Source organism: Actinoplanes siamensis, assembly GCF_016862395.1.
Lineage (GTDB): Bacteria > Actinomycetota > Actinomycetes > Mycobacteriales > Micromonosporaceae > Actinoplanes > Actinoplanes siamensis.
In genome coordinates this window covers 16197-41219 of the sequence record NZ_BOMW01000010.1, presented here as the reverse complement: position 1 = coordinate 41219, position 25023 = coordinate 16197, and the positions used below count along the sequence as shown (strand labels likewise).

The 25023-nt window shown below is 73.9% G+C and carries 23 protein-coding genes; 12 read left to right on the top strand and 11 right to left on the bottom strand.

What is annotated here, in order from left to right:
* The first annotated feature begins 109 nt into the window (after positions 1–109).
* On the top strand, positions 110–730 hold the full coding sequence (locus tag Asi03nite_RS04745) for an AbfB domain-containing protein (protein WP_203677165.1): 621 nt from the start codon (positions 110–112) through the stop codon (positions 728–730).
* A gap of 107 nt (positions 731–837) precedes the next feature.
* Here the strand turns inward: Asi03nite_RS04745 and Asi03nite_RS04740 are convergent, their stop codons facing one another.
* From Asi03nite_RS04740 to Asi03nite_RS04730, 3 genes are all read right to left on the bottom strand, one after another.
* A complete protein-coding gene (locus Asi03nite_RS04740) occupies positions 838–2259 on the bottom strand; it encodes a WGR domain-containing protein (RefSeq protein WP_203677164.1) in 1422 nt (473 codons plus the stop codon).
* A 69-nt stretch (positions 2260–2328) separates the two neighbouring features.
* A complete protein-coding gene (locus Asi03nite_RS04735) occupies positions 2329–2715 on the bottom strand; it encodes a DMP19 family protein (RefSeq protein ID WP_203677163.1) in 387 nt (128 codons plus the stop codon).
* A gap of 212 nt (positions 2716–2927) precedes the next feature.
* Positions 2928–3836 (bottom strand): hypothetical protein, encoded by a 909-nt coding sequence (locus Asi03nite_RS04730; protein ID WP_239102386.1) that lies wholly within the window; start codon positions 3834–3836, stop codon positions 2928–2930.
* A 46-nt stretch (positions 3837–3882) separates the two neighbouring features.
* Between Asi03nite_RS04730 and Asi03nite_RS04725 the strand changes: the two genes are divergently transcribed.
* The 4 genes from Asi03nite_RS04725 (at position 3883) to Asi03nite_RS38855 (ending at position 7839) form a co-directional block, all read left to right on the top strand.
* Complete coding sequence (locus Asi03nite_RS04725; protein WP_203677161.1) at positions 3883–4548, top strand: TetR/AcrR family transcriptional regulator; 666 nt, start codon at positions 3883–3885, stop codon at positions 4546–4548.
* 91 nt (positions 4549–4639) lie between these two features.
* Positions 4640–6412: a flavin-containing monooxygenase gene (locus Asi03nite_RS04720; RefSeq protein WP_203677160.1), complete on the top strand. Its 1773-nt coding sequence runs from the start codon at positions 4640–4642 to the stop codon at positions 6410–6412.
* Between the two features lie 14 nt (positions 6413–6426).
* Positions 6427–7416 carry an NADPH:quinone reductase gene (locus tag Asi03nite_RS04715; RefSeq protein WP_203677159.1) on the top strand — a complete coding sequence of 330 codons (990 nt, stop codon included), beginning with the start codon at positions 6427–6429 and terminating at the stop codon, positions 7414–7416.
* Between the two features lie 45 nt (positions 7417–7461).
* A complete protein-coding gene (locus tag Asi03nite_RS38855) occupies positions 7462–7839 on the top strand; it encodes a diguanylate cyclase domain-containing protein (protein ID WP_203677158.1) in 378 nt (125 codons plus the stop codon).
* Here Asi03nite_RS38855 and Asi03nite_RS04705 read toward each other — a convergent pair.
* Together Asi03nite_RS04705 and Asi03nite_RS04700 are read right to left on the bottom strand one after the other, a co-directional pair.
* Complete coding sequence (locus Asi03nite_RS04705; RefSeq protein ID WP_203677157.1) at positions 7772–8374, bottom strand: histidine phosphatase family protein; 603 nt, start codon at positions 8372–8374, stop codon at positions 7772–7774. The two genes, Asi03nite_RS38855 and Asi03nite_RS04705, sit on opposite strands and share 68 nt — an antisense overlap.
* Before the next feature lie 8 nt (positions 8375–8382).
* Entirely contained in the window at positions 8383–9027 is a 645-nt protein-coding gene (locus tag Asi03nite_RS04700) for a helix-turn-helix domain-containing protein (protein ID WP_203677156.1), read from the bottom strand.
* A 106-nt stretch (positions 9028–9133) separates the two neighbouring features.
* Between Asi03nite_RS04700 and Asi03nite_RS04695 the strand changes: the two genes are divergently transcribed.
* Positions 9134–10267: a PEP/pyruvate-binding domain-containing protein gene (locus Asi03nite_RS04695; protein WP_203677155.1), complete on the top strand. Its 1134-nt coding sequence runs from the start codon at positions 9134–9136 to the stop codon at positions 10265–10267.
* Between the two features lie 58 nt (positions 10268–10325).
* Here Asi03nite_RS04695 and Asi03nite_RS04690 read toward each other — a convergent pair whose 3' ends face one another.
* Together Asi03nite_RS04690 and Asi03nite_RS04685 are read right to left on the bottom strand one after the other, a co-directional pair.
* Positions 10326–10778 carry a lamin tail domain-containing protein gene (locus Asi03nite_RS04690; protein ID WP_203677154.1) on the bottom strand — a complete coding sequence of 151 codons (453 nt, stop codon included), beginning with the start codon at positions 10776–10778 and terminating at the stop codon, positions 10326–10328.
* A gap of 107 nt (positions 10779–10885) precedes the next feature.
* The gene (locus Asi03nite_RS04685; protein ID WP_239102384.1) at positions 10886–11785 is read right to left on the bottom strand and encodes a nucleoside hydrolase; all 900 of its coding nucleotides are present in this window, start codon (positions 11783–11785) and stop codon (positions 10886–10888) included.
* 188 nt (positions 11786–11973) lie between these two features.
* Here Asi03nite_RS04685 and Asi03nite_RS04680 point away from each other — a divergent pair, with 188 nt between their 5' ends.
* The 3 genes from Asi03nite_RS04680 to Asi03nite_RS04670 all read left to right on the top strand — a co-directional run bounded on the left by Asi03nite_RS04680 (position 11974) and on the right by Asi03nite_RS04670 (position 15618).
* Positions 11974–12933, top strand: a complete 960-nt coding sequence (locus tag Asi03nite_RS04680) for a pectate lyase family protein (RefSeq protein ID WP_203677153.1) — start codon at positions 11974–11976, stop codon at positions 12931–12933.
* A 231-nt stretch (positions 12934–13164) separates the two neighbouring features.
* Complete coding sequence (locus tag Asi03nite_RS04675) at positions 13165–14382, top strand: cytochrome P450 (protein WP_203677152.1); 1218 nt, start codon at positions 13165–13167, stop codon at positions 14380–14382.
* Between the two features lie 165 nt (positions 14383–14547).
* On the top strand, positions 14548–15618 hold the full coding sequence (locus tag Asi03nite_RS04670; protein WP_203677151.1) for a helix-turn-helix transcriptional regulator: 1071 nt from the start codon (positions 14548–14550) through the stop codon (positions 15616–15618).
* Here Asi03nite_RS04670 and Asi03nite_RS04665 read toward each other — a convergent pair.
* From Asi03nite_RS04665 to Asi03nite_RS04650, 4 genes are read right to left on the bottom strand one after another with little or no spacing between them, the layout of a single operon-like run.
* The gene (locus Asi03nite_RS04665) at positions 15589–16632 is read right to left on the bottom strand and encodes an FAD-dependent monooxygenase (protein WP_203677150.1); all 1044 of its coding nucleotides are present in this window, start codon (positions 16630–16632) and stop codon (positions 15589–15591) included. The two genes, Asi03nite_RS04670 and Asi03nite_RS04665, sit on opposite strands and share 30 nt — an antisense overlap.
* Before the next feature lie 12 nt (positions 16633–16644).
* On the bottom strand, positions 16645–17931 hold the full coding sequence (locus Asi03nite_RS04660) for an AMP-binding protein (RefSeq protein WP_239102383.1): 1287 nt from the start codon (positions 17929–17931) through the stop codon (positions 16645–16647).
* Positions 17916–19037, bottom strand: a complete 1122-nt coding sequence (locus Asi03nite_RS04655) for a 3-dehydroquinate synthase II family protein (RefSeq protein ID WP_239102382.1) — start codon at positions 19035–19037, stop codon at positions 17916–17918. The genes Asi03nite_RS04660 and Asi03nite_RS04655 overlap by 16 nt, the downstream gene beginning before the upstream one ends.
* Complete coding sequence (locus Asi03nite_RS04650) at positions 19034–19825, bottom strand: 2-amino-3,7-dideoxy-D-threo-hept-6-ulosonate synthase (RefSeq protein ID WP_203677149.1); 792 nt, start codon at positions 19823–19825, stop codon at positions 19034–19036. Before Asi03nite_RS04650 ends, Asi03nite_RS04655 begins: the two co-directional genes overlap by 4 nt.
* A 204-nt stretch (positions 19826–20029) precedes the next feature.
* Here Asi03nite_RS04650 and Asi03nite_RS04645 point away from each other — a divergent pair, with 204 nt between their 5' ends.
* The 3 genes from Asi03nite_RS04645 (at position 20030) to Asi03nite_RS04635 (ending at position 25023) form a co-directional block, all read left to right on the top strand.
* Positions 20030–22717 carry an ATP-binding protein gene (locus Asi03nite_RS04645; RefSeq protein WP_203677148.1) on the top strand — a complete coding sequence of 896 codons (2688 nt, stop codon included), beginning with the start codon at positions 20030–20032 and terminating at the stop codon, positions 22715–22717.
* Positions 22718–22794: 77 nt separating this feature from the next.
* Positions 22795–24333, top strand: coding sequence for an FAD-dependent monooxygenase (locus Asi03nite_RS04640; protein ID WP_203677147.1), 1539 nt, complete (start codon positions 22795–22797; stop codon positions 24331–24333).
* 66 nt (positions 24334–24399) lie between these two features.
* A complete protein-coding gene (locus tag Asi03nite_RS04635; RefSeq protein ID WP_239102381.1) occupies positions 24400–25023 on the top strand; it encodes a hypothetical protein in 624 nt (207 codons plus the stop codon).

Sequence of the window (25023 nt, the reverse complement as noted above, 5' to 3'; positions counted from 1 at the left end):
CCGCTCCGGCGGTTGCTGGGTGATCCGCCGCCGCTCCTCCGTGCTTCCGCGCGCCCGTTGCGCCGCGAACGGTACCGTTGTCGGTCGCGCCCGCACCAGGAGGAACCCGATGACCATCTACGGCCGCGGCGGCATGGACGTCCGCCAAAGTCGCCGCCTGCACCCCGGCGTCCTCGCCCTCGTCATCACCGCCGGCGTCATCGTCGTCGCGGCGCTCGCCTACCTGGTGCTGCGCTCCCCCGCCGAGCCGGTCACGCCGGTCGCCGCGTCGTCGGCGGCGGTGTCCTCCGCGCCCGCCGCCGAGCCGAGCCCCACCGCTCCGGCCGGTCTCACCACCGGAACCTGGCAGGTCTCCCCCGCCGACGACCCGGACTCGTACCTGGCCGTCAAGGGCGAATACGCCACGATGTCCCAGGTCCCGGCGGCCCTGACCGTGGTGCGGGGCCTGGCCGACGACAGCTGCTTCACGTTCCGCGACGAGGATGGCAAGTACCTGCGGCACTTCGACTACCGGCTGCGCTTCGACGCCGAGGACGACTCCGAACTGTTCCGCAAGGACGCCACGTTCTGCGCCGAGGACGACCAGCCGGCCGGCTCGTTCCGGGTCCGGTCGATCAACTTCCCGGACTACTTCCTGCACCGCCGTGGCACGGATCTTTACATCGACAAACCCTCCGGCGGGGACTCGTTCACCGCCGAGAGCACCTTCACCCTCCGACCCACCGCGTGAGACGGACCACCGGCAGCTCGGCCTTCTCCCGGTAACCGGCGCTCCGTCGCGGCCACGATCACCCGGCCGCCGTCCCGGCGCGCGGCGGCACGGCGTTGCCAGGTTCGTCAGACCAGGCGCCGGATCTCCCCGTACGCCCGGTAGAAGCCGCCCCGCGCGGCCTCGCGCACCCCGCTGACGACGAACCTGCTGCCCGCCTCGCGGATGCCCTTGGGGAACTGCACCTGCCAGTCGGCGTGGTAGCCGGACGACAGGACCCGGATCCGCAGCCGGCCACCGACGTCGACGCACTCGACCAGGACGCCGTCGGTGGCGTCGTGCACCACCTCGACCGTCGTGGACGGGACGACCGCCGGCATCCGCGGCGGCGCCTTGACGTCGACGGCCTGCGGCACGGTGCCGCCGACCGCCGCCCGGATCGCCGCCTCACTGGCGTCGATGCAGGCCAGCGAGCCGTCGGTGGTCACGATGTAGAGCCGCTCGTCCCGGTACTGCATCGAGAAGGCCGAACCGCAGCCGGTCGCCAGTTTCCACAGGCGGGTGCCGTTGGTGTCGAAGCAGTAGATCGACGATGCGCTGTCCCCGGCGAACACGTAACGCCCGTCCGCGGCGGCGGCGCACGAATACACCGCGGCGTCGCACTTGTACACCTGGCGGTGCGAGCCGTCCTTGCCGAGCTCGACGACCTGGCGGGTGGAGGTGCCCGCGAACACCGTGTCCCGCTCCTGCCAGCCGAACAGCACCGGCCCGGTCCGCGTGTGCCACCTCTCCCGCCCGGTGCGCCAGTCGTAGCTGGTCACGCCGCCCGAGTGGCCGTGGTGCACGGCGGTCTCGTCACACCGGACCATCCACGCCGAGTTGCCCCGGCCGGGTCGCTGCCAGAGGAACTCGTCCTCGTGGTCGATGGCGGAGATCCCGCCGTTGGCGTCGGAGACCCCGAGCACACCGTCGTGGATGTCCAGCCAGTAGATGTCGATCTCCGGGGCGATCCGGTAGGCCAGGCGGGGCACCTTGCCGGACAGGTCGTAGACGTTGCCGTCGTCGCAGCCCGCGTAGATCCAGCCGTCGTCGGCGACGATGCATTTCACCCCGTCGGGCAGCCGGAACTGCTGGCGCACCGTGGCGTCGTGGCCCAGCGTGGTGATCAGGCCGCTCTCGTTGCCGACCATGCACACCTCGTCGTCGACGAAGATGCCGAACGCCGGGCTGCCGGACGCGTAGCGCCACAGGATCGGCGCGCGGGTCGCCGTGGAGCGGGTGCTGACGATCTGCCGCCGGGACACCGACCGTTTCCGCCGGCCGCCGGGCACCGCCGGGGCGTACCCCTTCCGCACCTTCTCCCCGATCTTCTTGGACGCCTCTGCCTTCGCCTTCTCCGGGCTGGTGAACGACGACCGCTTCAGCTGGCCCCGGTCGCCGATCCGGCCATATCGGATGGTCAGATCAGTGCCGTCGACGGTCACCTCGTAGAACTTGTGCGCGCTCCCGCTGTCTTCGGAGAGTTCGAGGTACGTCGTGTCGGCAGGCATCACAGCCACCCTTCGCCATGCGGTCCGTCATCGGATGCGGGAACCGTAGCGGCCGGGTACGACAAAAAATCAGAGCGTGCGGAACAGCCCTCTCGGTCCGGCCACCGGCGCGAAGTCCTCGGGCGTGGTGTGGTAACGGTCCTCGAACGCGGCCGGCAGCATGATGCCCTCCGGGTCCATGTCCCGGAACAACGTGTCGAGGCGGCGCTCGTCGTCCTCCGAATCGGCCGCCGCCGGGATCTCGCGGAACAGATTCGCCAGGCCGTTGAGGCCGAAGTACTCGCACGCCTCCACCGCGGCCCGCAGGTCCTCCGGATCGAAACCCACAGCCACGGTCGCCGCGCCGCCGTTCAGCATCGCGCCGTGGACCAGCAACAACGCGCTGAGATGCCGGTCGCCGACCCCGCCGCCCCGGTGGGCGCACGCCCGCTTCCACACCTCGTCGATCACGTTCATGGACAGATCATCACCGGACCCGGGTCCGGCCGGTCCCGATTTCCCGGAAGCGCCCTGGATCCGGGGCGCGCCGGCGACCATCCGGTTCAGGGTGACCATGGGGCTCGGCGCCGGGGCGCACCGCGGCCTGGCCGGACCGGGCGGAGCTCCGGTCGGCCGCTGACCTGGGCAGAACCGGTCAACTGGCCGCCCCCTGGTGGTCAAGGCCGCTGTCACCCCCTGGTGACAGGGACGCCGGGCACCGAACGCGACGTCACCAGTCCCGCCGCCTCCAGGGCGCCGGGCGCCGAACGCCGGGCCACCCCGGCGAGCAGGTCGGCGACCTGGACCCGCGGATCGTCCCGGGAGTCTGCCATCACCAGCCCGGCCAGCGGCGAGACCCCGTCCGGGCCGGCCAGCGCCAGCTGCAGCCGGGTCAGGCGGTCGGCGGTGAGGGCGCTCTGCTCGTCGTGGGTGACCAGCACCCGGCGCCGCCGCGGCCCGCTCCAGTGCAGCACCGTCGAGGCCAGCGCCGGCAGTAGCGGCTCCAGCGGCGGCGGGATCGACCGGTCCTCCTGGTCCAGCCGGGTCACCACGGCGCGGACGTGCACCGGGTCGAGCTCGTCGGCGGGTGTTCCCGGGCGCAGCGCGTCCCGGGCCCGGAAGAAGCGCTCGACCCGGGGCGGGAGGGGACGCCGCCGTTTGCTGCGGACCAGGTCGATGAAGGCGGCCAGGAACGCGTCCCGCTCCGGGCCGGCCGGATGGCGGGCGAGCCCGGCGGCACGCTGCGCGTCGCCCAGCAGCAGTCCCGCGATGCTGGTGATCAGGAAGAGCTCCTTGTCGATCAGGCACACGTGGGCGCGACCGGCCAGCGCGGCCAGGAACCAGTCGATCGCCGCGCCCGGCCCGCGGAGCAGCTGCCCGGCCTTGACCTCGTGCCGCGAGGAGCTCAGCCCGGTGATCAGCTCCCGCGCCTCGTCCCCGGTCAGGTCCACACTGGCGTGGGTGATCACCGGCGCGCCGGAGCGCAGCAGGTTGGTCCCGGAGAACCCGGACTCGTCACAGGCGATCTCCACCACGGCGCCGGCCACCGCCCCGCTCGGCGGCAGCCCGCCCTGCAGCGGCGTGCGCACGCCGCCCATCGTGGTCCGCGCGACGGGCCGCCGCAATCCGATAACGTGCCGGGGCATGGGAGTCACCGAGCGGGCGGGCAGCCGGCGGCCGCGCCAGGAGCAGGTGGAGGGCACCCGGCTGCGGATCATCCTGGCCGCCGAGCGGCTCTTCGCCGAGCACGGCGTGTTCTCCGTCTCGAACCGGCAGGTCAGCGAGGCCGCCGGGCAGGGCAACAACGCCGCGGTGAACTACCATTTCGGCACCAAGGCGGATCTGGTCCGGGCGATCATCCGGCGGCACGCCGAGCCGATGGAGGCGATCCGGGCCCGGCTGCTGGCGAGGTACCGGGGCAGCACCGAGCCGCGCGACTGGGTGACCTGCACGGTGCGGCCGTACACCGACCACCTCACGTCGCTGGGCACGCCGAGCCGGTACGCCCGGTTCGCCGCCCAGGTGATCACCGAGCCGGGGTTGCGGGAGCTCGCCGCGCCCGAGTTCGCCGGGGCGTCCGGGCTGCGGGCGATCACCGCGGCGCTGCACGTCTGCCTGCCCGGCCTGCGGCCGGCGGTGTGGACCGAGCGCGACGACATGGCGCACACCCTGATCGTGCACCTGTGTGCCCGGCGTGAGCGCCTGTTGCCGGACGACGCGGCCGGCGCGGCGCGGGTCTGGGCCCGCACCGCCACCGGCCTGATCGACGCGATCGAGGGGCTCTACCGGGCGCCGATGAGTCCACAGTGATCGACATTCCATCGAACAATCACTTGACTTAAAAACCCGCCACGGCTTAGCTGATCCGGCCATCCCCTTCGGTTTCCCCAGAAGGACGCTCATGTCCCGCACCTTCCAGCCGCGCCGCTACTCCGCCGAGCAGCTCGGCGCGCTGCGCGCGAAGTACCAGGCGGAACGTGACCGCCGCATCCGGCCCGAGGGCAACGCCCAGTACCGGCGGGCAGCCGGCGAGTTCAGCTCGTACGCCAAGGACCCCTACACCGGGTGGGCCGAACGGGACACCGTGCACGACCGGGTCGAGGCGGTCGTGATCGGCGGCGGCTTCGGTGGCCTGGTCAGCGGCGCGCGGCTGCGGCAGGCCGGCGTCGAGAGCCTGCGGACGATCGACGAGGCCGGCGACTTCGGCGGCACCTGGTACTGGAACCGCTACCCCGGCGTCCACTGCGACATCGAGGCCACTGTCTACCTGCCGCTGCTGGAGGAGGTCGGCTACGTCCCGAAGTGGCGGTACGCCCCGGGCGAGGAGATCCGCCAGCACGCGGTCGCCATCGCCAAGCAGTTCGACCTGTACGCGGACACCATGTTCCACACCCGGGTGACCGAGCTGCGCTGGGACGACGACGCCGCCGAGTGGACCGTCACGACCGACCGCGGCGACGAGTTCCGGAGCCGGTACGTGGTGATCTCCTCCGGCGCGCTGACCCAGCCGAAGCTGCCCGGCATCCCCGGCATCGACGAGTTCCGGGGCCGCACGTTCCACAGCAGCCGCTGGGCGCACGACTACGACCTCACCGGCAAGCGGGTGGCCGTGGTCGGCACCGGCGCCAGCGGGATCCAGATCGTCCCGTCGATCGCCGCCGACGTCGAGCACCTCTACGTCTTCCAGCGCACCCCGTCGTCGGTGGACGTGCGCGGCAACCGGCCGACCGACCCGGCCTGGGCCGCGTCGCTGCGGCCGGGCTGGCAGCAGGAGCGGATGGACAACTTCCTGACGCTGGTCACCGGCGGCCACGTCGAGCAGGACCTGATCGGCGACGGCTGGACCGCCACCGCCCGCCTGCAGCGCCAACTGCTCACCGGCACGCTCGACGAGACCATCTCCGCCGAGGAGCGGGAGCACCTCGACGAGCTCGCCGACGTCCGCAAGATGGACGAGATCCGCGGCCGGGTCGACGAGATCGTCGAGGACCCGGCCACCGCCGAGATCCTCAAGCCGTGGTACCGCTACATGTGCAAGCGGCCCACGTTCAGCGACTTCTACCTGCAGACCTTCAACCGGCCGAACGTCACACTGGTGGACACCGCCGACTTCGGCGGCATCACCGCGATGACCCCCACCGCTGTCGTCGTCGGCGACCGGGAGTACGAGGTCGACTGCGTCATCTTCGCCACCGGCTTCGAGGTCGGCATCTCCGGCGTCGTCTCCGGCACCCTCCCGGTGTACGGCCGCGGCGGCCTGCCGCTGCTGCGGCACTGGTCGAAGGGACCCCGCACGCTGCACGGCTTCTACAGCCACGGCTTCCCCAACCTGTTCCACCTCGGCTCGCTGCAGAACGCCGCCTCGGTCAACTTCACGCACGTGCTGCAGGAGCAGGCCATCCACATCGGCGCGCTGATCGGCGAGGCCCGCAAGCGCGGCGCGCGGCGGATCGAGCCGACCGCGGAGGCCGAGCAGGCGTGGGTCGACGTGATCCGGGAGACGGCCCCCGTCACCTTCGACTTCCAGGCCGAGTGCACGCCGGGGTACTACAACGGCGAGGGCAAGCCGCGGCCGGTGAACAACTCGTTCGGCCCGGGCCCTGTCGTCTTCCACGATCTGCTGCGCCGCTGGCGCGCCGAGGGCGGCATTGACGAGGTGCTGCGCACGACCTGACGTAGGGTTTCGGCATGAGGGCGATCATTCTCAGCGACTCCGGCCTGCGGCTCATCGAGCGCGACGTCCCGGAGCCGGGTGACGGCGAGATCCGGGTCCGGGTGGTGCGCTCGGGCGTGAATCCGACGGACTGGAAGCGCCGCTCGGCCGGCTCGGCCGGTTCGGTCCCGAACATGGACGGCGCCGGGATCGTCGACGCGGTCGGTCCCGGCGTGCTGTCGCACCACGTCGGCGACCGGGTCTGGGTCATGCTCGCGGCCCACACCGGGCCGTTCGGCACCGCCGCCGACTTCTCCATCGTTCCGGCGGGGCACGCTTTTCCACTTCCCGAGCCGATGTCGTACGACGCGGGCGCCGCCCTCGGCGTGCCGGCAGTCACCGCGCACCGCGCCCTGACCGTCTCCGAGGTCGGCCCGCGCCGCCTCTCCCCCGGCGCCCTGGAAGGCCGCACCGTGCTCGTCGCCGGTGGGGCGGGCGCTGTCGGCCACGCCGCGATCCAGCTCGCCCGCTGGTCCGGCGCCACGGTGGTGACCACGGTCAGCAGCCCGGAGAAGGCGGCGCTGGCCACCGCCGCCGGCGCGCACCACGTCGTCGACTACCGGCGCAACGACGCGGCCGGGGAGATCCGCGCGGTCGCCCCGAACGGGGTGGACATCGTCGTGGAGGTGTCGCCCGCCCGCAACGCAGAGCTCAACCAGGCGGTGGCGGCGAACCACGCGACCATCGCGATCTACGCCAACAACGGCGGGGACACGGCGGCCTTCGACATCCGCCCGCACATGATGATCAACGCGCGGGTGCAGTTCCTGATCCTCTACACGGTCGGGGAGGCGGCGCTGCAGGCGGCGGCCGAGGACGTCGGCGCGGCGCTGCGGGACGGGGCGCTGCCGGTCGGCGAGGAGCACGGGCTGCCGCTGCACTACTTCCCGCTGGAGCGCGCCGCCGAGGCGCACGACGCGGTCGAGCGGGGCGCCGTCGGCAAGGTGCTGATCACCGTCGAGTGACGCCGGGCTGCGGGTCCCGGGTCAGCGGCGATCTTCCTGGACGGCGTGCGCGACAGCGACCCGGTGGCCCGCCCGGGCGAGTTGCTGGTCGCGCTGAGCGGGGCCGGCCCGGAGGACGCGCGCCGCGTGCGACCTGCTGCGCGCGCAGGTCGCGCGTACCCCTGGGAGCCGATCGCGGGCCGACTGCGCATGACGATCAGTTTCGGTCTCGCAAGGATCACCGAGCCGGCCGGCATCGCCGCCGCGATGGACGCCGCCGACAAGCGGCCCTACGAGGCGAAGCAGGGCGGCCGCAACCGGGTGCACGCGCGCCGAGCAGTGGCGCCGGGGAAAGATCAGGACTGCCGATGCGCCGTCACGGGCGGGCCGCCGCGCGGAATCCGGTCCAGCGCAGGTCACCCGACAGGTGGCTCTGGTCGTTGAACATCACCAGGGTGGGTGCCAGGCCGGTCCGATACTCGATCACGGTGAGACCGGTGTTCGCGCTGTCCAGGCCGAGCCACCGGGTGGGCGGGGCCTGCAGCGCGTGCCGCACCAGCCACGCGATCGGGTACGCGTGCGTGACCAGCACCTCGTGCGAGTCGGGCTCGGTGCGCTCCGGGGCCCTGGCGAACCGGGCGACCAGAGCCTCCGCGGTCCGCTTGCCGGCGGCCGCCTCGCCCTCGTCGTAACCGTCGAAGAAGCCGGCCCAGGCGCGGGGCATCTCGTCCGCGTCCGGCACGTACGGCACGTGGTCGACGAGCTCGGCCGCCTCGGCGACCGGCACGTCCGGCAGGTGTACGGCGATCTCGCGCGCGCTCGCGGCGGCCCGCGGCAGCATCGAGTGCCACACCGCGTCGATCGGCAGCCCGGCGAGCCGCCGTCCGAGAAGGTCGGCCTGCTGGTATCCCGCGTCGGTGAGCTCGCCGAAAGCGTCCGCCGCGCCGTGTCGCGCCAGATAGAGATATCGGGTGGCCACGAGAGAACCTACCGGCTTCCCGGCTCGGCGCCACGGACGATGCCGAGTGTCGACAACAGATCCTCGTGGAGTTCCATCCACACCGCGTGGCACGACGCGACACCGATCCCGGCCACCCACTGCCCGTCCCCGGCACGGGCCCGCGTCAACGCGGCGCCGAACCGTTCGGCGTAGCCGCCGAACCGGGCCAGCACCCCGGCGAGAGCGCCGGTGAGCCGGGTCAGTTCCGCGCCGATCACCGTGAGCTCGTCCAGCACCCGGCCGTCCCACCGTGGGTCGCTGTGGTCGTTGGCGGCCAGGCGGTCGTCCCCGGCGGGCCGCAGCTGCCAGTCCGTGCAGGCCCGCACCAGCCGTCCGTTGAGGATCTCGAACTCCTTGTGCGCCTGCTCGACGGCGTTCCGGGCGCCGGCCCGGTCGAGCTCCTCGGCGAGGTTCCGGGAGTCCCGGTCGCGCCCGGCCTCGGTGAGCGTCCACCCGCTGGTGCCGCCGAACTCGACGTATGTCACCCACCCGTACGCCTCGAAGTCCCGCAGAAGCTCGGATGCCGTCCCGGGGTCGATGCCGGCGCGGCGGGCGACCACCGTGTCGGCGGCCACCCCGCTCACCCGCACGGCGTGCAGGACCGACAGTTCCGGTGCTGAGGCATGCGTCATGGCAGTCAGCATTCAGCCTCCCGCACCGGGCGTCAACGCGGCGCACCCGCCTCCCGGAAGTAGGGTAATGGTCCAGATATCCTCCACGGACGCCCAAGGAGGCCTGTTGCTGATCGATCTGGCCGACGCCGAAACCGCGACCTCCGGGGGAAAAGCAGCGGCGCTCGCCCGGCTTCTCCGAGCGGGCCTGCCGGTCCCCCCTGGTTTCGTGGTGCCGATCGCCGCCTACGAGCGGGCGGACGGCGGCCTCTCCGCCGCGCTGCTCGACGAGATCGCCCAGGCGTTGCCGCGGCTCGGCGACGGTCACCTCGCCGTGCGCTCGTCGGCGACCGGTGAGGACACCGCCCACGCCACCGCCGCCGGACAGCACGACACCTTCCTGGGGGTCCGCGGCCCCGATCAGGTGGCCGAGGCCGTGCGCGGGTGCTGGGCGTCGCTGTGGTCCGAGCGCGCCGTGGCGTACCGGCGCCGGCAGGGCGACACCCGGTCGCCCGCGATCGCCGTGCTGGTGCAGCGCCTGGTGGACGCGGAGGTCGCCGGGGTGATGTTCACCGGCGGCGAGGTCCGGCTCGAGGCGTCCTGGGGGCTGGGTGAGAGCGTGGTCGGCGGCCGCGTCACCCCGGATTCCTGGACGGTGTCCGGCGACGCCGTCATCCGCCGGTCGCTCGGCACGAAGCGGACCCGGATCGACCGCACGGTGACCCGCGAGGTGGAACAGGCCGACCGCGAGCGCTTCTGCCTCACCGACGACGAGGTCGTCCGGCTCGCGCGGCTCGGCCGGCGGATCGCCGGCCTGCTGGGCGGCCCGCAGGACGTCGAGTGGGCGATCGCCGGCGCCCAGGTCTGGATTCTCCAGTCGCGCCCGGTGACCAGCGCCGTCCCCGCCGCGCCCGCGCCCGGCCGGGACGGCGGCGGCAGCGCCCTGACCGGCACGCCCGGCAGCCCAGGACTCGCCACCGGACCGGCGCGCGTGGTGCGCGGGCCTGCCGACTTCGTCCGGGTCCGGTCCGGTGACGTCCTCGTGTGCCGGACCACGGATCCGGCGTGGACCCCGTTGTTCGGCGTGGTCAGCGCGGTGGTCACGGAGGTCGGCGGCCTGCTCTCGCACGCCGCGATCGTGGCCCGCGAGCAGGGCCTCCCGGCCGTCCTCGCCGTGCCGGACGCGACGACGGCCCTGCCCGACGGCGCGCCGGTGGAGGTGGACGGGAGCACCGGCAGGGTGGCCGTCCTCGATTCCTGATCGGAGGACGGCCGGGCCCGGGCGGCCGCCGGAGCGAGCGGCCGGGCCCGGCCGGCCGTCAGCAGTAGACCTTGGTGCGGCCGGCCTTCTGTCCCCATGTGCAGGTGTCGTGCGTCTTGCCCGCGCTCGTCCGCAACGTCGCGGTGTCCCCGGTGTTGTTCCAGACGTAGTTGCCGGAGCCCCAGTACAACGTCGTCCTGGTGTTGGTCCCCTTCCCGGTGTGCAGGGTGACCTTGCCGCCCTTCGCGGCGATGGTCACGCTGCCGAACGTGTACGTCCGGGACTTGTCGACGATCTTCCAGCCCTTCAGGCTGACCGCCTTGCTGCCGGTGTTCACCAGTTGGATCCACTCCGCGTTCAGCGACGCGTTGGAGCGGGTGTCCTTACCCGGCGAGTCGTACTGGACGGCGTAGAACCGCAGGGCCGGCGCGGCCTGAGCCGGACCGGTGGTGGCCAGGACGCCACCGGCGGCGACGGCGAGCGCGCCCAGGGTGGCCAGCGACTTGCGCATCAAGCAATCCCCTCAATGCAGTGGAACGGAAGTCACCGATTCTCGCGGCCCTCCCCGCGCTCGCGGGCCGGAACAGCTCGCGTGTCCGGGTGGTTCCCGCGCGCCTTTCAGCCGGCGATCCTGTCCAGCAGGATCGGCGCGACCGGCCGAGTGAGCGAGAAGACCACCCGGACATTTCCCGGACCGTTTTCGGTGGTACGGCCATCGGCGCCCACCACTATCGACAACAGCGGGGCGTCGTCCGGCGTCGCGTCGCCCACCAGGATCGCGGCGGCCAGCGGGTCGTGCAGCGGAATCTCGCGGGCGCCGAACCTGTCCTGGTAGCTGTCGAAGTAGACGGGCACCATCGCGGACAGGGCCTCCCGCAGCGGCGACCCGGTCAGCCGGGCCACGTCGGCGGTCCCCCAGCGGTGCCGCATGGTGACGTCGAGCGGCACCAGGGTCACCGACGGCCACGGCGCGCCCAGCACCGTCGCGGCCGCGGCCGGGTCGTGCGCGATGTTCGCCTCGGCGTGCGCCATCCGGTTGCCGGGAACCCGGACCGCCCCGCCCATGACGGTGACCGACGCGAGCAGCGCGGGCAGCCGGGGTTCGGCCCGCAACGCCGCGGCCAGGTTGCCGCACGGCCCGGTGGCGAGCACGTGCAGCTCCCCGGGGTGCCGGCGGGCGAGCCGGAGCAGGAGCGCTTCGGCCGTACCCGCGATCGGGTCCGGTCCGGACGGGAGGCGGACCCCGCCGACGCCGTTGCCGCCGTGCACCGAGACCGATCGCGGATGTTCTCCGGCGCCGACGGCGACCGGGATGTCGTCGCGGCCCGCCAGGGCCAGCACCCCCAGCGTGTTGGCCGCGGCCTGGGACGCGGTGGTGTTGCCGTGGACCGTGCCGATCCCGGCGATCGTGACGTCCGGACGGGCGAGCAGGTAGGCGATGGCGATCGCGTCGTCGATCCCGGTGTCGCAGTCGAGATAGATCAGCATGCTCCAGTTGTACAGATGCTGCACGAGCACGTCGAGTGATGACGCGCGGCGAACCCGCAGGTCAGCGTGAACCGGTTAAGGGCCTTCCGGAAACCTCCCGGAAATCACTCATTGACATAGCTGGACACGAGCCCTAGTTTCGGCCGAGGAAAGCGCTTACCTGCACGTTGGGGCCCCACCTCATTCCCCTTCACCCGTCCCCAGCGGAGGAATCCCCCATGTCCCCGTCACGTCGCACCGTCCTCGCCGCGGCCGCCGCCGGCGTCCTCGCCGTCGGCGGCACGCTGACCGCGACCCAGCTCAGCGCGTCCGCGGCCGAGTCCAGCCCGGTCGGTTTCGCCAGCCTCAACGGCGGCACCTCCGGCGGCTCGTCCAGCACCTCGGTCACCGTGACCTCGGCGTCCGCCCTCAAGTCGGCGCTCAGCTCCAGCACGTCGCAGACCGTCCGGGTCTCCGGCCTGATCTCGATCTCCGGCATGTACAACGTCGCCTCCAACAAGACGATCGTCGGCGTCGGCTCGAACTCGGGGATCACCGGCGGCGGGCTGAACCTGTCCGGCGTCCGCAACGTGATCATCCGGAATCTGGTCTTCAAGAACGCCGGCGACGACTCGATCAACGTGCAGGAGGGCACCACCAACGTCTGGATCGACCACAACGACCTGTCCAACGGGTACGACGGCCTGATCGACATCAAGCGCGGTTCGGACTTCATCACGGTCTCCTGGAACCACCTGCACAACCACGACAAGTCCATGCTGCTCGGGCACAGTGACGACAACAGCTCGCAGGACCTCGGGCACCTGCGCGTCACCTACGTCCACAACTGGTTCGACGGCACCAACCAGCGGCACCCCCGGGTCCGGTTCGCCAACCCGGTCCACGTGCTGAACAACTACTACAGCAACATCGGCTCGTACGGCGTGGCGTCCACCGAGAACGCGGGCGTCTTCGTCGAGCGGAACTACTTCGAGAACGTCGCACACCCGACGGTCACCCAGACCGGCGACTCGGACTCCGGCAACCTCAAGGTGCTGAACAACTACAAGGTCAACTCGGGGACCGAGGAGGTTCGCAACGGCGCCGGCGTCGCGGCGATCCCGTACTCCTACACCCCCGAGTCGAACAACACGGTCAAGGCCACCGTCACGGCCGGGGCCGGCACCGGCAAGATCTGACCTAGCGCGCACCTGACGGCGCCCGCCCCCATCCCCAGGCGGGCGCCGTCCCCGCGCCGTTCCCGGATCGTGCTCCGCACCACGATCACCAGCCCCGGCCCCGCATAGCCGGTGATGCCGCACGTTGCCGCCGCGGCACGGGCGGCGCAAGGCCGGCGGCTGACCACCGACCGCACGCCCGGCGCGGTCAGGCATAGATAACGATCATCCGGAACGGCGAGAATCGCGGTCATGAGCAATCACGCCGCGACCGTACCGGAATACGATCTCTTCACGCCCGAGGCGACGTCGGATCCCAACGGGTTCCTGCACCGGGTGCGCGCGGAAAGCCCGCTCGCCTGGCTGCCTCAGCTCGACGCCTACCTGCTCACCCGGTATGCGGATGTCAACGCCGCGCTGCGGGACAAGCGGATGGACAGCGCCAACATGGCCCGGGTCCTGCAGCGCCTGACCCCCGCGGAGCAGGAGGAACTGGCCCCGGTCCGCCGGTCCATCGAGATGTGGATGGGACACACCGTCCCGGCCCATCACGTCCGGTTCCAGCAGCTGCTCAAGCGGTACTTCACCCCGGCCATGGTGGACCGGCTGCGACCCCGGGTGCGCGAGTTCACCAACGAGTTGCTCGACGCCGTGGCGCCGAAGGGCGAGATGGACGTGGTACGCGACCTGGCGTACCCCCTGCCCGCGAACGTCATAGCGGAGCTGCTCGGCATGCCGGTCAGCGACCGTGAACAGCTGCAGGCCTGGTCGCGCGACATCCTGCCGATCTTCGGCAACGGCGACCTGCAGGGACTGCGCCAGGCCCAGCGCAGCATGCTGGAGATGCACGACTACCTGCGGGTCATCGCGGCCGACCGGCGCCGCGATCCGCGCGAGGACGTGCTGAGCACGTTCATGGCGGCCGAGGCCGAGGGGATCGTGACCGAGGACGAGGCGGTCGCCAACTGTGTGCTGCTGCTCTTCGCCGGCCACGAGACCACCGCGAACCTGATCGCCAACGGGCTGGTCCTGCTCTTCGAGCACCCCGATCAGCTGGAGCGGCTGCGGGCCGACCCGGAGCTGACCCCGTCGGCGGTGGAGGAGATGCTGCGCTGCGACGGACCGGCAGGCGTCATCGGGCGCGTCACCACCGGGCCCGTGGAGCTGGCCGGGCACACCGTGCCCGCGGGACAGCACGTCTATCTGGCGCTGATGGCCGCCAACCGGGACCCGGAGGTCTTCCCCGATCCGGACCGGTTCGACATCACCCGGGAGCGGAACCGGCATCTGAGCTTCGGCATGGGCACCTATTACTGCCTGGGCGCGGCGCTCGCCCGGATGGAGACCGACGAGTGCCTGCGGATCCTGCTGCGGCGCTGCCCCGGGCTCCGGCCCGCCTACCGGACACCGGACCGGCTGCCGACCATGCCGATCGGCCACCGGCTGGCCTCGCTGCCGGTCACCTTCTGAGGAACGCGGACGCCACCGGCGCCGGCCGTCGAACAGCTGGAACCGGCCTTCGACGGGGGATCCGCTGTTGGATCCCCGACTCTCCGGGCCCGCGGATGCGCTACTTCTGGCGGGTCCGGCCGGGGCGCCGCCCGCACCATCGGATCCACCTGCGGAGGAGGACCGATGGAACAGTCACTTCCCTTGACCGGGCGCGATCGCGAGATGCGCGGTTTCCGCGCGCTGCTGGACCGCGTGACGCCGGACCGGCCGGCCGTGCTCCTGGTCGGCGGGCCGCCGGACAGCGGGCGCGCGCGGCTGCTGCGGGAGTTCGCCGCCGTGGGCCGCGACCTGGGCGTGGGCGTGGGCGCCCGCCCGGATCGGGTGGTGCTGGTCCGCGGACGGCCGGGGCCGGTCGATCCGCACGCGCCCGGAGAGCTGGTCGCGCAGGCGGGGGTGCTGGTCGTCACGACGGGTGAGGCCGGCATCGCGGCCGAGGCGCACCGGATCCGGCTCGGGCCGCTCGCGCCGGGCGAGGTCCGCGGGCTGATCACGACCATGATTCCGGGGGTACGGCCGGGGCCGCGGCTGCTCGACCTGAGCCGGGTGGCGACGGGCCGCCCCGGGGCGGTCGTACGGCTGATCGCCGCCCTGCGCGCGGAGGGCCTGCTCCGAATCGAGGACGGGGTCGCCACGCCGATGCCGTTCCGGCTGCCGGAACGGACCCGGGCCCGGCTGGCCGGGCGGCTCGCCGGGCTCAGCCCGGCCGGGCGCCACCTGGTGCAGGCCGCCATCGCGCTGCCCTCGCCGTTCCCGCCCGCGCGGCTGGGCAGCCTGCTCGGCAGCACCGTGGCCGGCCTGCTGCCGGCGATCGAGGAGGCGTTCGACGCGGGCCTGCTGGTCGCCTCCGGGGGCGCGCTGCGGTTCAGCCACGACCTGGTGCGCCCGGTGGTCGAGGCCTCCATGCCGTGCGCGGTGGTGGCCGCCCTGCGCGGGGAGCGGCCGCGGCCGGCGACCCGGCGGCCCCCTCGGCGGGAGGTCGCCCGGGACGCCGACTGGAGCCTGCTCAGCGAGCGGGAACTGCAGATCGCCGAGCTGGTCGGGCTGGCGCTGACCAACCGGCAGATCGCCGAGCGGGTCGGCCGGTCGCCGCACACCGTCAACTACCACCTGCGGCAGATCTTCCGGAAGCTGGACCTGACGTCCCGGGTGGAGCTGGTGTCGCTACTACGGCGCCGGGAGGCGAGCGCGCGGTGAGCCGTAGAGCCAGTCGTGCCCGCCCGCCGGGGCCGCCGCCAGCGCGTGGTCCCGGATCCGCTGCTCCGGGCCGTCGGGCAGGTGGTGCACCCGCAGACCGGCCCGGGACATCCGGTAGACCCGCCCGACCCGGTGCCGGCGCAGCGCCTCGAAACGGGCGAACGGATCCGGGTGGTCGGCGCACCGGGCCAGCGTCACGGCGTCCTCGACCGCCTGGGCCGCGCCCTGGGCGAGGAACGGCAGGATCGGATGGGCCGCGTCACCGAGCAGCACCATCCGGCCGCGGTGCCAGGACGGCAACGGCGGCAGGTCGCGCAGGGGCCACTGCCGCATCGGCCCGGCCGCCCGGATCAGCTCCCGGACGGCCGGGTCCCAGCCGTCGAAGGACGGCATCGGGCCCTCCGGGGTGACCACCACCAGGTTCAGCCGGCCGGGAGCGATCGGGTAGGTGACGCAGTGCCGGCCCGGCCCGAGCCACACGGTCACCCGGTCCGGGGCGGACCGCGGCAGCACGGCCCGGCGCGCCACCAGGCCGCTGTGGCGCGGGGCCGCCGGGGCCACCGCGTCCCGGAGCACCGAGTGCAGGCCGTCCGCGCCGACCACGGCGTCGAAGCGGTCCGCCGAGCCGTCGCCGAAGGCGAGGACCACGCCGGCCGGCTCGTCGCGGACGGCCACGCAGCGGCGGCCGAAGCGCACCGGGACCGTCCGCCGCAGCGCTGCGGTCAGCGCGCTCCTCGGCAGGGTGAAGTATCCGGTCGCGTACCGGGTCAGATCGGTGCGGCCGAGCACCGCGCCGTCCGCCCAGCGGCGCAGCTCCCGGTGGGACACCCGGTGACGCAGCGGCACCCCGAGACCGATCAGCTCGCCGGCCGCGTTGGGCGGGACCTGGATCCCGGTCTCCTCGGCCTCGGGGGACCGGCGCCCCTCGAAGACCACACAGTCGATGCCGCGGCGGGTGAGCGCCGCGGCGGCGGTCAGGCCGCCGATTCCCGCGCCGACGATGGCGATCCGCACGGGCGCCTCCTCTCAGTAGTAGCGCAGCGCGCGGTCCCAGTCCTCGTCCGCGGCGAACAGCCCCCGCGGCTTCATCACCTCCGGCATCGCGGTGAGCACCCGGACCGGCACCAGCGCGCCGGGCGGCAACGGCTCGACGTGGACGTCGACGCCGAAGGCCGCGCCGATGGCGGCGGTGAGCTCGGCGGTCGCGGCGTGGCGGTGGCGGGGCGGCACCTCGATCTGCACGGCCAGCCCGTGCCGGGTGTGCCGGGCGCGCCAGAACAGCACCCCGTACTCGGCCGGCAGGCGGAACACCACCTCCTCCAGGCCCACCTGGGTCAGGCCCGCGCCGTCCTGGAAGCGGCCCAGCACCCGGACGACCGGCAGCACCCAGCCGCACGGGCAGTCCGGCCGGGTCACCTCCACCCGGTCGCCGATGTGGTAGCGCAGCAGCGGCATGGCCTGCCGGCAGAGCGGGGTGACCACCAGCTCGCCGGCGCCCTGCGCGCTGAGGCGCCCGGTGGCCGGGTCGTACACCTCGAAGATCGCCCGGTCGGCCCACAGGTGCAGGTTTCCCTGCGGGCACTCGCCGGCCAGGCCGCCGGTCTCGCTGGATCCGTACTCCTGGACCACCGGCGCCTGCCACAGCCGGGCGAGCCGGTCGCGCCGGGCCGGACTCAGCGGCTCGCCCGCGACCAGCAGCGCGCGCAGCGCCGGGAAGTCGTGACCGGGCCGTAGGCCCAGCCGCTCCGCCGCGGCGGCCCAGAGCAGGGCGTCGGTCGGCAGCGACCAGGTCAGCGTGACGCCGAGATCATGCAGCAGGCGCACGACCTTGGCGTACGGCGTGGCCAGCGACCGGTTGTCGGCCGGGACCACTGTCGCGCCACAGGCCCGGGCGGCCGCGTGCGCGACGTGTCCGGTGAGCATCAGCGCGTACGGCGTACGCACCAGGAACGTGTCGGACGGCCGGATCCCGACGTGGGTCCGGGCGTACCGGTCGATCAGATCCGCCCAATCGTCGGCGGTGTAGTACGACGCGGTCGGCGTCCCGGTGCTGCCGCTGGACTCGTGATAGGTGGCCAGCCGCGACCGGTCCACCGCGAGCATCCCGAACGGATACGCGTCGCGCAGATCCTCCTTGCTGGTCAGTGGATAGTCCTCGAGTTCGGCCCGGCCGGCCGGCACCCCGTCCCGGCGCTCCCGGTAGAACGGTGACGCGGCGGCCGCCGCCAGGGTGTCCGGCAACAGCGCGTCCTGCACCTTCGCCAACCCGGCGAAGTCCGTCCAGTCCCCCAGCCCGGTCACAGCTCGTGACACAGTTCGTCGATGGGATAGCCGACGTGGCGCTCCCGGCCGGGCAGGTGGCCGAGGATCTCGTCGCCCGGCTTGAGCTCCGTGGAGTTGTGCACCACCGCGCCCGGCCCGAGCACCCGTACGTGCCAGTCGTCCTGCACGATCAGGTTGACCCGCTCGCCGCCGGGCGCGACGGCGTCGACGGCGAGCAGCGGCCTGGTCTCGATCTTGACGCGCCCCACCGTCACCGGTCGGGTGCGCCCGTCCGCCCGCACCGCCAGCACGGTGGCGCCCGCCCGCAGCTCGCACAGGTAACGCGTGCGCTCGTGCCCGGCCAGCGTGTACGACATGATCGCCCCGGCGTTGACCCGGAACGGCCGCATCGGCATGTAGGGCAGCGGATGCGTCTCGCTCACGCAGAGCACCAGCCCCCGCGAACGCGACCCGACCAGGATCCCCTCGTCCTGCCCCAGGTAGGAGCAGGTGTCCACGCAGGCCCGTTCCCCGGAGCCGCAGTGCCGGATCCCGGTGACGGTGAGCGTGACCAGGTCCAGGTCCGGCGAGCCGGGCCGGGTCACCTCGGCGAGCTTGGTGGCGTCCCCCGGCCCGCCCGGACGCAGCAGGATCCCGTCCGGCCCGCGTTCCAGCACGGTCAGGTGCACCGAGGCCTCCACCACCGTGTCCACCTCGGTGACGATGCGGCCCGGGGCGCCGTCCGCGGCGGCCAGCACGATCTCCAGTGGGATGTGCGTCGGATCGCGGAACCGCAGCACCGTCAGCTCGTCCCGGCGGACCCGCTGGCACGCCAGGTCCAGGGTGTCCGCGTCGGTCACCTCGACCCGGCTGGCGAACCGTACGCCCGGACGGGCCGCGGCCAGGCGCTGCGGATCCCCGTGCCGGATCGGGTCGACCAGCACCAGGTCGGCGTCGCCGACATCGCCGGGCAGTTCGCCGCCGGTCACGGCGAGCACCCGCGACACGGTCGGGGGCAACCCGGCCAGGTCCGCCGGGTCGTCCGCCACGATCGCCTCGAACCGCAGGTGCACGGCCTCCTCGACGACCTCCCGCCGCCACCGGCCGGCCTGGCGCAGGTCCAGCCAGCAGGCCCGCTCGCGCATCGCGGCGCTCATCGGACGGCCACCGGAGCGCGGTCGTGCACCACGGCGGCGAGGCGGCGCACCACGGCGGCCGGGTCGCCGGCCGTGAACACCAGGCGGCCGGCCGCGACCCCGGCCGCGCCGGCCCGCATCGCATCCGCCATCCGGCTCAGCACCGCGTCCGGGCCCGGGTCCGGGGCGCCGCCGGCGGCGAGCACCGGCACCCCGGCGCCCGCGATCACCCGGGCGGCCGCCGCCGGGTCGTCCGGCAGGGCCGTCTTCACCAGGTCGGCGCCGATCTCCGCGGCGACCGCGACGGCGTGCGCCACCAGCTGCGGCGCCCGGCCGTCCCGGATCGCGGGGCCGCGCACGTACATCATCGCCAGCAGCGGCAGCGACCACCTGTCGCACTGCTCGGCCACCTCGGCCAGATGCTCGATCTGGGCCGCCTCGGTCCGCGAGGCGGCGTTCACGTGCACGCTGACCGCGTGGGCGCCCAGGCGCAGCGCCTCCTCGACGCTCGCCACCGGATACTTCGCGTCCGGGTCGGCGGCCAGCGCGGTGCTCCCGGTGAGCTGGACGATCAGCGACAGGTCACGGAAGCGGGCCGGGCGGATCCGGCGGGCCGCTCCCTTGTGCAGCACCACACCGTCGGCGCCGTGCTCGGCCAGCTGGGCGACCAGGGCGTCCAGATCGGCCGCGGCGCCCAGCGGGCCGGCGCCCACCGCGTGGTCGAGCGGCACCAGGAGCAGCCCGGAACCGCCGCGGCGGCCGAGGTGCCCCAGGCGCAGCCGCCGTCCGAAGGAGTCGTTCCGGTACATCGCCACACCTCCTTGTTCGTCGTTCCCCGGCGACGTTAGGGGCGTCCACGGTGGCCGGCCCACCGCACGAGTGGGTAGCCGGGCGGAAGAGCCTGGTCACGCCGTACCCACTGGAACGGGTAGCTGCGGGTACCGATCGCCTGTGATAGATATGCAGACGTACTGCGACAAGGCCGTCACGGGGATTCATCTGACGGGGGCGGCATGAGCTGGCGTCTGCTCGGCCGGGAGACCGAGGTCGAGCTGCTCACCCGGATCCTGGACGACACCGCGGCCGGCGCCGGCGGCTGGCACACGCTGACCGGGCCACCGGGAATCGGCAAGTCGCGGCTGCTGCGCGACGTGGTGCGGCTGGCCGCGCGGCGCGACCTCACCGTCGCCGCCCGCGAGGCGTTCCATCTGGACCAGGCGGCGCCCCTGGTGACCCTGGCCGGCGCGCTGCGCGACTGCACCCCGGCGACCGCGGCGTTCGGCTGGCTCGCGCACCGGGAGCCGGAGCGCTTTGACCCGTTCGGCACCCTGCAGCGGCTGCGCGCCTCGCTGGAGCAGGCGGCCCGGGAACGCCCGCTGCTGATCGTCATCGACGACGCGCAGTGGATGGACGAGCTGAGCGCGCTGGCCGTCCGGGAGCTGATCCCGGCCCTGGAGTCGTCCCCGGTGCGCTGGCTGCTGGCCCATCGCCCGCCCTCCGCGCAGGACCGGGAGAAGCCGGGGCACCAGCTGATCCGGCGGCTGACGCGGGACGGCGCCGCGCCGATCCGGCTCGGTGTGCTGGACGAGACGACCATCGCGCGGCTCAGCGCGGACGTGGTGGGCGCCGAGGTGGACAACACCGTGGTGGCGCTGGCCGCCTCCTGCGGCGGCAACCCGCTGCGGACCGGGCAGCTGCTCAGGGCGCTGGTGGCGACCGGGCAGCTGGTGGTCACCGACGGGGTCGGCTCGGTGGTCGGCGGCGACCTGCCGTCGAGCTTCGTCGACTCGGTCCGGGAGGTCGTCGACACGCTGTCCGAGCCGGCCGCGTGGATGCTGCAGGCGGCATCGGTGTTCGGCCGTCCGTTCGGCGTCGAGGAGGCCGCCCGGCTCGCCGGCCGCCCGGTCGCCGAGCTGTATCCGCTGGTCCGTGAGGCGATGACGGACTTCCTGGTGGAGGACGGCGCGGGCGGGCTGGCGTTCGCGCACGACGCGGTCCGGCAGGCCGTCTACAGCCTGCTGCCGCGGACGATGCGCGAGCAGCTGCACCGGGAGGCCGCGGCGATCACCCAGGACGTCGGCCGTCCGGCCCTGGAGGTCGCCGATCACCAGCTGCGCAGCGGCCGGTCCGGTGCGGCCGACGCGGTGCGCCTGGTCCGCTCGATGGCCGGCATGGTGGCGCGGGTGGCGCCGGGCGCCGCGGCCGACGTCATGGTGCGCGCGCTGGCGGCGATCGGCCCGGACGACCCGGAGCGGCCGGCCCTGGTCGCCGACACGGTCGGCCTGCTCGCCTCGGCGGCCCGCCTGGAGGAGGCCCGCAAGCTGGGCGGCGAGGCGCTGGGCGCGGGCCTGGCCCCGGAGACCGAGGCCCGGCTGCTGCTCGGCCTGGCCGAGGCGTGCAAGCACGGCGGCCGGAACGAGATGTGCGTCCGCTACGCCGACGAGGCGCTGGGGTACGCCGGGCTGCCCGCGGGGCTGCAGGCACGCCTGCACGCGGTCCGCGCGCACGCCCTCTGCTACCTCGGCGACCTGCCGGCCGCCGACGAGTCCGGCGCCCGGGCCGACACCCTGGGCCGGGCCGGCGGTGAGTACGGCGCCGCCGTGTTCGGCCTCAGCGGTCGCAGCCTGGTCGCCTTCACCACCGGCCGGCTGCACGAGTCGCTGGACTTCGCCAGGACGGCCACCGCGCTGGTCGACGAGTTCGGCGGGGAGGCGGCACACCGGCATCCCCGGATCTGGCTGAGCGCCGCGCTGATCGCCCTCGACCGGTTCGAGGAGGCGGAGCAGGTGATCCGGACCGGGCGCCGCGAGTCCGACCGGACCGGCGCCACCTGGACCGAGCCGCTCTGGCACCACTTCCGGACCGCCCTGCTGTTCGCCACCGGCCGGCTCGAGGAGGCCGCCGTGGAGGCCGAGTCCGGTCTGCTGGTCGCCGAGCAGCACGCCGCGCACGCGCTCGCCATGCCGCTGCTCGGCATGCTGGTGCGCCTCGCGGTGGTGCGCGGCGACATCCCGGCGGCGCAGCGGCACCTGGACCGGATCCGCCGGCTCGACGCCGACGGGGTGACCGCGGTGCCCGAGGACGTGCTCTGGCCGGAGGCCGTGCTGCTCGACGCGACAGGCTCCGCCCAGGCCGCGTTCACCCTGCTCCGCGGCATCTACGCGGGGCTGCCCGGACGACCGGCGCTGCTGGTCTCGGATCCGGCGGCGGCGGCCGCGCTGGTCCGGATCGCCCGGGACACCGGCCACCCCGACGAGGCGGCGGCTGTCGTCGCGGCCGCCCGGCGGCTGGCCGGGCGCAACCCCGGCTCCCGCTCGGCGGCCGGGGCCGCCGCGCACGCCGACGGGGTGCACCGGGGCGATCTGGGGCAGGTGCTGCGCGCCGTGGCGGGGTTCCGGGACGCCGGGCGGCCGCTCGCCCTGGCCGCGGCGCTGGAGGACGCGGCGCTGCTCGGGCACAGCGAGGCCCGGCCGGCGCCGCCCGCGCCGGCGCCGGCCTCGCTGCCCGAGCTGTCCCCGGCCGAGCGGCGGGTGGCCCTCGAGGTCGCCGCCGGCAAGACCAACATCGAGGTGGCCGAGACGCTGTACATCTCCCGGCACACCGTGGACGCTCATCTGCGCAACATCTTCGCGAAGCTCGGCCTGCGCCGCCGGGCCGAGCTGGCCGCCCGGGTCGCCCGGGAGAGCGGCCCAATCACGTGAACACGGGATACACGAACCCCGCTCCGGCACCGAGCATGGCGATGTAACCAGCCGCCCGGCCCGAGGGGACACCGCCCATGCCGACACCCGCCTTGCGTACGCCGGTGCTGCTGGCCGGGGCCGGTGTCGCCGGCTCGCTGACCGCGCTGGAGCTCGCCCACCACGGCGTGGCCAGCATCGTGGTGGAACGGGCGAGCGGTCCGCCGCGCGCGGCCGACCCGGTGCTGATCAGCGGGCGCAGCATGGAGCTGCTGCGCAGGCTGGGCCTGGCCCGGGAGCTGCGCCCGGACGGCGTGGACCCGAGCTGCCCGATCGACATCCTGTGGAGCCGGGCGGCCGGGCGGGCACCGGCCCTCACCTGGCGGCTGCCGTCCGCCGAGGAGCTGCGGCGGACGTACGCCGCCACCGCCGACGGCACCGCCCCGATCGAGCCGTACCTGCTGATCTCCGGGGCGGACCTGGCCGTCCGGCTGCGCCGGGCCCTGCGCCGGCACCCGCTGATCGACCTGCGGACCCGGTGGACGCTCACCGACGTGCGGGAGGACCGGGACGGCGTGGCGGCCACCGTGATCGACGCCGAGGCCGGGACACGGGTGGTCATCGAGACGGCGTACCTGGCCGGCTGCGACGGCGCGGACAGCACGGTACGCCGCTGCGCCGGACTGTCCCTGGAGGAGCTCGGCCCGCCCGCCCCGTACGTCACCGTCCACTTCCGCAGCGCGGCGCTGGCCGGCCGGTGGCCGAACCCGGCCGCCCTGATCGCCACCGAGGTGACCCTGGTGACCGGCCACAGCGGCGACCTGTGCGTCGCGCACCTGCCGGTCACCGCGGACGAGCAGGCCGGCGTCGGCGACCCGGCCGAACTGCTGCGGGACCGGCTGGGTCTGCCCGGCGACCCGCCGGAGATCGTCGCCGTGGCGCAGCGGACCGGCGTGCCGTCGATCGCCCGCGCCTACCGCCGGGGCCGGGTCTTCCTGGCCGGGCAGGCCGCGCACCAGCTGGAGGCGCCTGTCGACGAGGTGGACACCTGCATCGGCGACGCGGTCGGGCTCGGCTGGCGGCTGGCCGCCGCGGTGCACGCCTGGGCCGGTGAGCCGCTGCTCGCCGGCTATCAGGGCGAACGCCGGCAGCAGGCGCTGCTGGACCGGGAACTGGCCCGGCGCGCGCTGCAGACCCGGCGGCGCTTCCAGCGGCTTGTCGAGTCGGGTGCGAACGAGCAGGTGATGGCGGAGGCGCTGGGCCAGGAGGCGCCGCAGCTGGACCCGGCGCGGACCGGCGCGCCGCGGACCGCGGGACGGCCCGGTTTCCGTCCGCCGGCTTTCCGGCTGGCCGGCGGCGACCACCTCTTCGACCGGCTCGGCCCGCAGTTCACGCTCGTCGACCTGACCGCCGGACAGCACGGGTGGCCGCTGCTCTCGGCGGCCCGGGCGCGGGGGATCCCGGTCCGGCACCTGCCGGTGACCGGCGTGCCGATGCCCGCGGCCTGGCCCGGCCGGCTGGTGTTGATCCGCCCCGATCAGCAGGTCGCGTGGTGCGCGAACGACGTGCCCGCCGACTGCGGGGCGGTGCTGGATCAGGTGACCGGCACACGACAGGCGTTATACGAGAACACGTGATGCCGGCCGGAAGATCCACTGGGGACACTCGACGTCTCCCAGCCGATCCGGACGAACCGAGGGACGATGTCGCACACGATGAACGAGGATCTGGCGCGGGCCACGATCGCCGGCTGGTACCTCCGGCTCTCCGGCAACCCGTGCGCCCAGCGCAACCACTGGCAGACCCGGACCATGTACTACCGGGCGGTCGCCGAGCTGCTCGCCGCCCGCCCCGATCGCCCGCTCACCTGGAAGGTGATCGTCGGCGCGGCCCGGCCGCGCGGCAGCCGCAGCACCTTCTACGAGGTGGCCGGCCAGCACGCCCGGCACGGGATGCTGGGCGAGCTGATCGCCGACGGCAGCCTCCGCTCGTACGAGATCATCCTGCGCTACGGCCGGCCAAGCCCGGTCGAGCAGCTCATCGACGAGGCCAAGGTGTGGTCCTTCTGGCCGCACCGGCAGCACTTCGCCGAGCGGGTCGCCGGCCCCGGCGCGGCGCTCGACCCGGTTCCCGCGGCGCTGTCCGACGCGCTGATCGCCTGGGCCCGGCTGAACCCGGCGCTGGCGGCGGCGAACGCGTACCGCCCGCCGGCCTGCGCGGTCGAGGACCTGTCCCTGCTGCACCGGGGACGCCTCGCCGCCACCCGGGCGGAGAGCCGTCTCACCGAGGTGCTCCGGCACGCGGGGCGGGGCCTGCCCACCGGGTGA

Bases quoted from the DNA above. Each gene is read 5' to 3' on its own strand.
- Asi03nite_RS04745 (WP_203677165.1), top strand. From the start codon at position 110: ATGACCATCTACGGCCGCGGCGGCATGGACGTCCGCCAAAGTCGCCGC.
- Asi03nite_RS04740 (WP_203677164.1), bottom strand. From the start codon at position 2,259: ATGCCTGCCGACACGACGTACCTCGAACTCTCCGAAGACAGCGGGAGC.
- Asi03nite_RS04735 (WP_203677163.1), bottom strand. From the start codon at position 2,715: ATGAACGTGATCGACGAGGTGTGGAAGCGGGCGTGCGCCCACCGGGGC.
- Asi03nite_RS04730 (WP_239102386.1), bottom strand. From the start codon at position 3,836: ATGGGCGGCGTGCGCACGCCGCTGCAGGGCGGGCTGCCGCCGAGCGGG.
- Asi03nite_RS04725 (WP_203677161.1), top strand. From the start codon at position 3,883: ATGGGAGTCACCGAGCGGGCGGGCAGCCGGCGGCCGCGCCAGGAGCAG.
- Asi03nite_RS04720 (WP_203677160.1), top strand. From the start codon at position 4,640: ATGTCCCGCACCTTCCAGCCGCGCCGCTACTCCGCCGAGCAGCTCGGC.
- Asi03nite_RS04715 (WP_203677159.1), top strand. From the start codon at position 6,427: ATGAGGGCGATCATTCTCAGCGACTCCGGCCTGCGGCTCATCGAGCGC.
- Asi03nite_RS04700 (WP_203677156.1), bottom strand. From the start codon at position 9,027: ATGACGCATGCCTCAGCACCGGAACTGTCGGTCCTGCACGCCGTGCGG.
- Asi03nite_RS04690 (WP_203677154.1), bottom strand. From the start codon at position 10,778: ATGCGCAAGTCGCTGGCCACCCTGGGCGCGCTCGCCGTCGCCGCCGGT.
- Asi03nite_RS04680 (WP_203677153.1), top strand. From the start codon at position 11,974: ATGTCCCCGTCACGTCGCACCGTCCTCGCCGCGGCCGCCGCCGGCGTC.
- Asi03nite_RS04675 (WP_203677152.1), top strand. From the start codon at position 13,165: ATGAGCAATCACGCCGCGACCGTACCGGAATACGATCTCTTCACGCCC.
- Asi03nite_RS04670 (WP_203677151.1), top strand. From the start codon at position 14,548: ATGGAACAGTCACTTCCCTTGACCGGGCGCGATCGCGAGATGCGCGGT.
- Asi03nite_RS04655 (WP_239102382.1), bottom strand. From the start codon at position 19,037: ATGAGCGCCGCGATGCGCGAGCGGGCCTGCTGGCTGGACCTGCGCCAG.
- Asi03nite_RS04650 (WP_203677149.1), bottom strand. From the start codon at position 19,825: ATGTACCGGAACGACTCCTTCGGACGGCGGCTGCGCCTGGGGCACCTC.
- Asi03nite_RS04645 (WP_203677148.1), top strand. From the start codon at position 20,030: ATGAGCTGGCGTCTGCTCGGCCGGGAGACCGAGGTCGAGCTGCTCACC.
- Asi03nite_RS04640 (WP_203677147.1), top strand. From the start codon at position 22,795: ATGCCGACACCCGCCTTGCGTACGCCGGTGCTGCTGGCCGGGGCCGGT.
- Asi03nite_RS04635 (WP_239102381.1), top strand. From the start codon at position 24,400: ATGTCGCACACGATGAACGAGGATCTGGCGCGGGCCACGATCGCCGGC.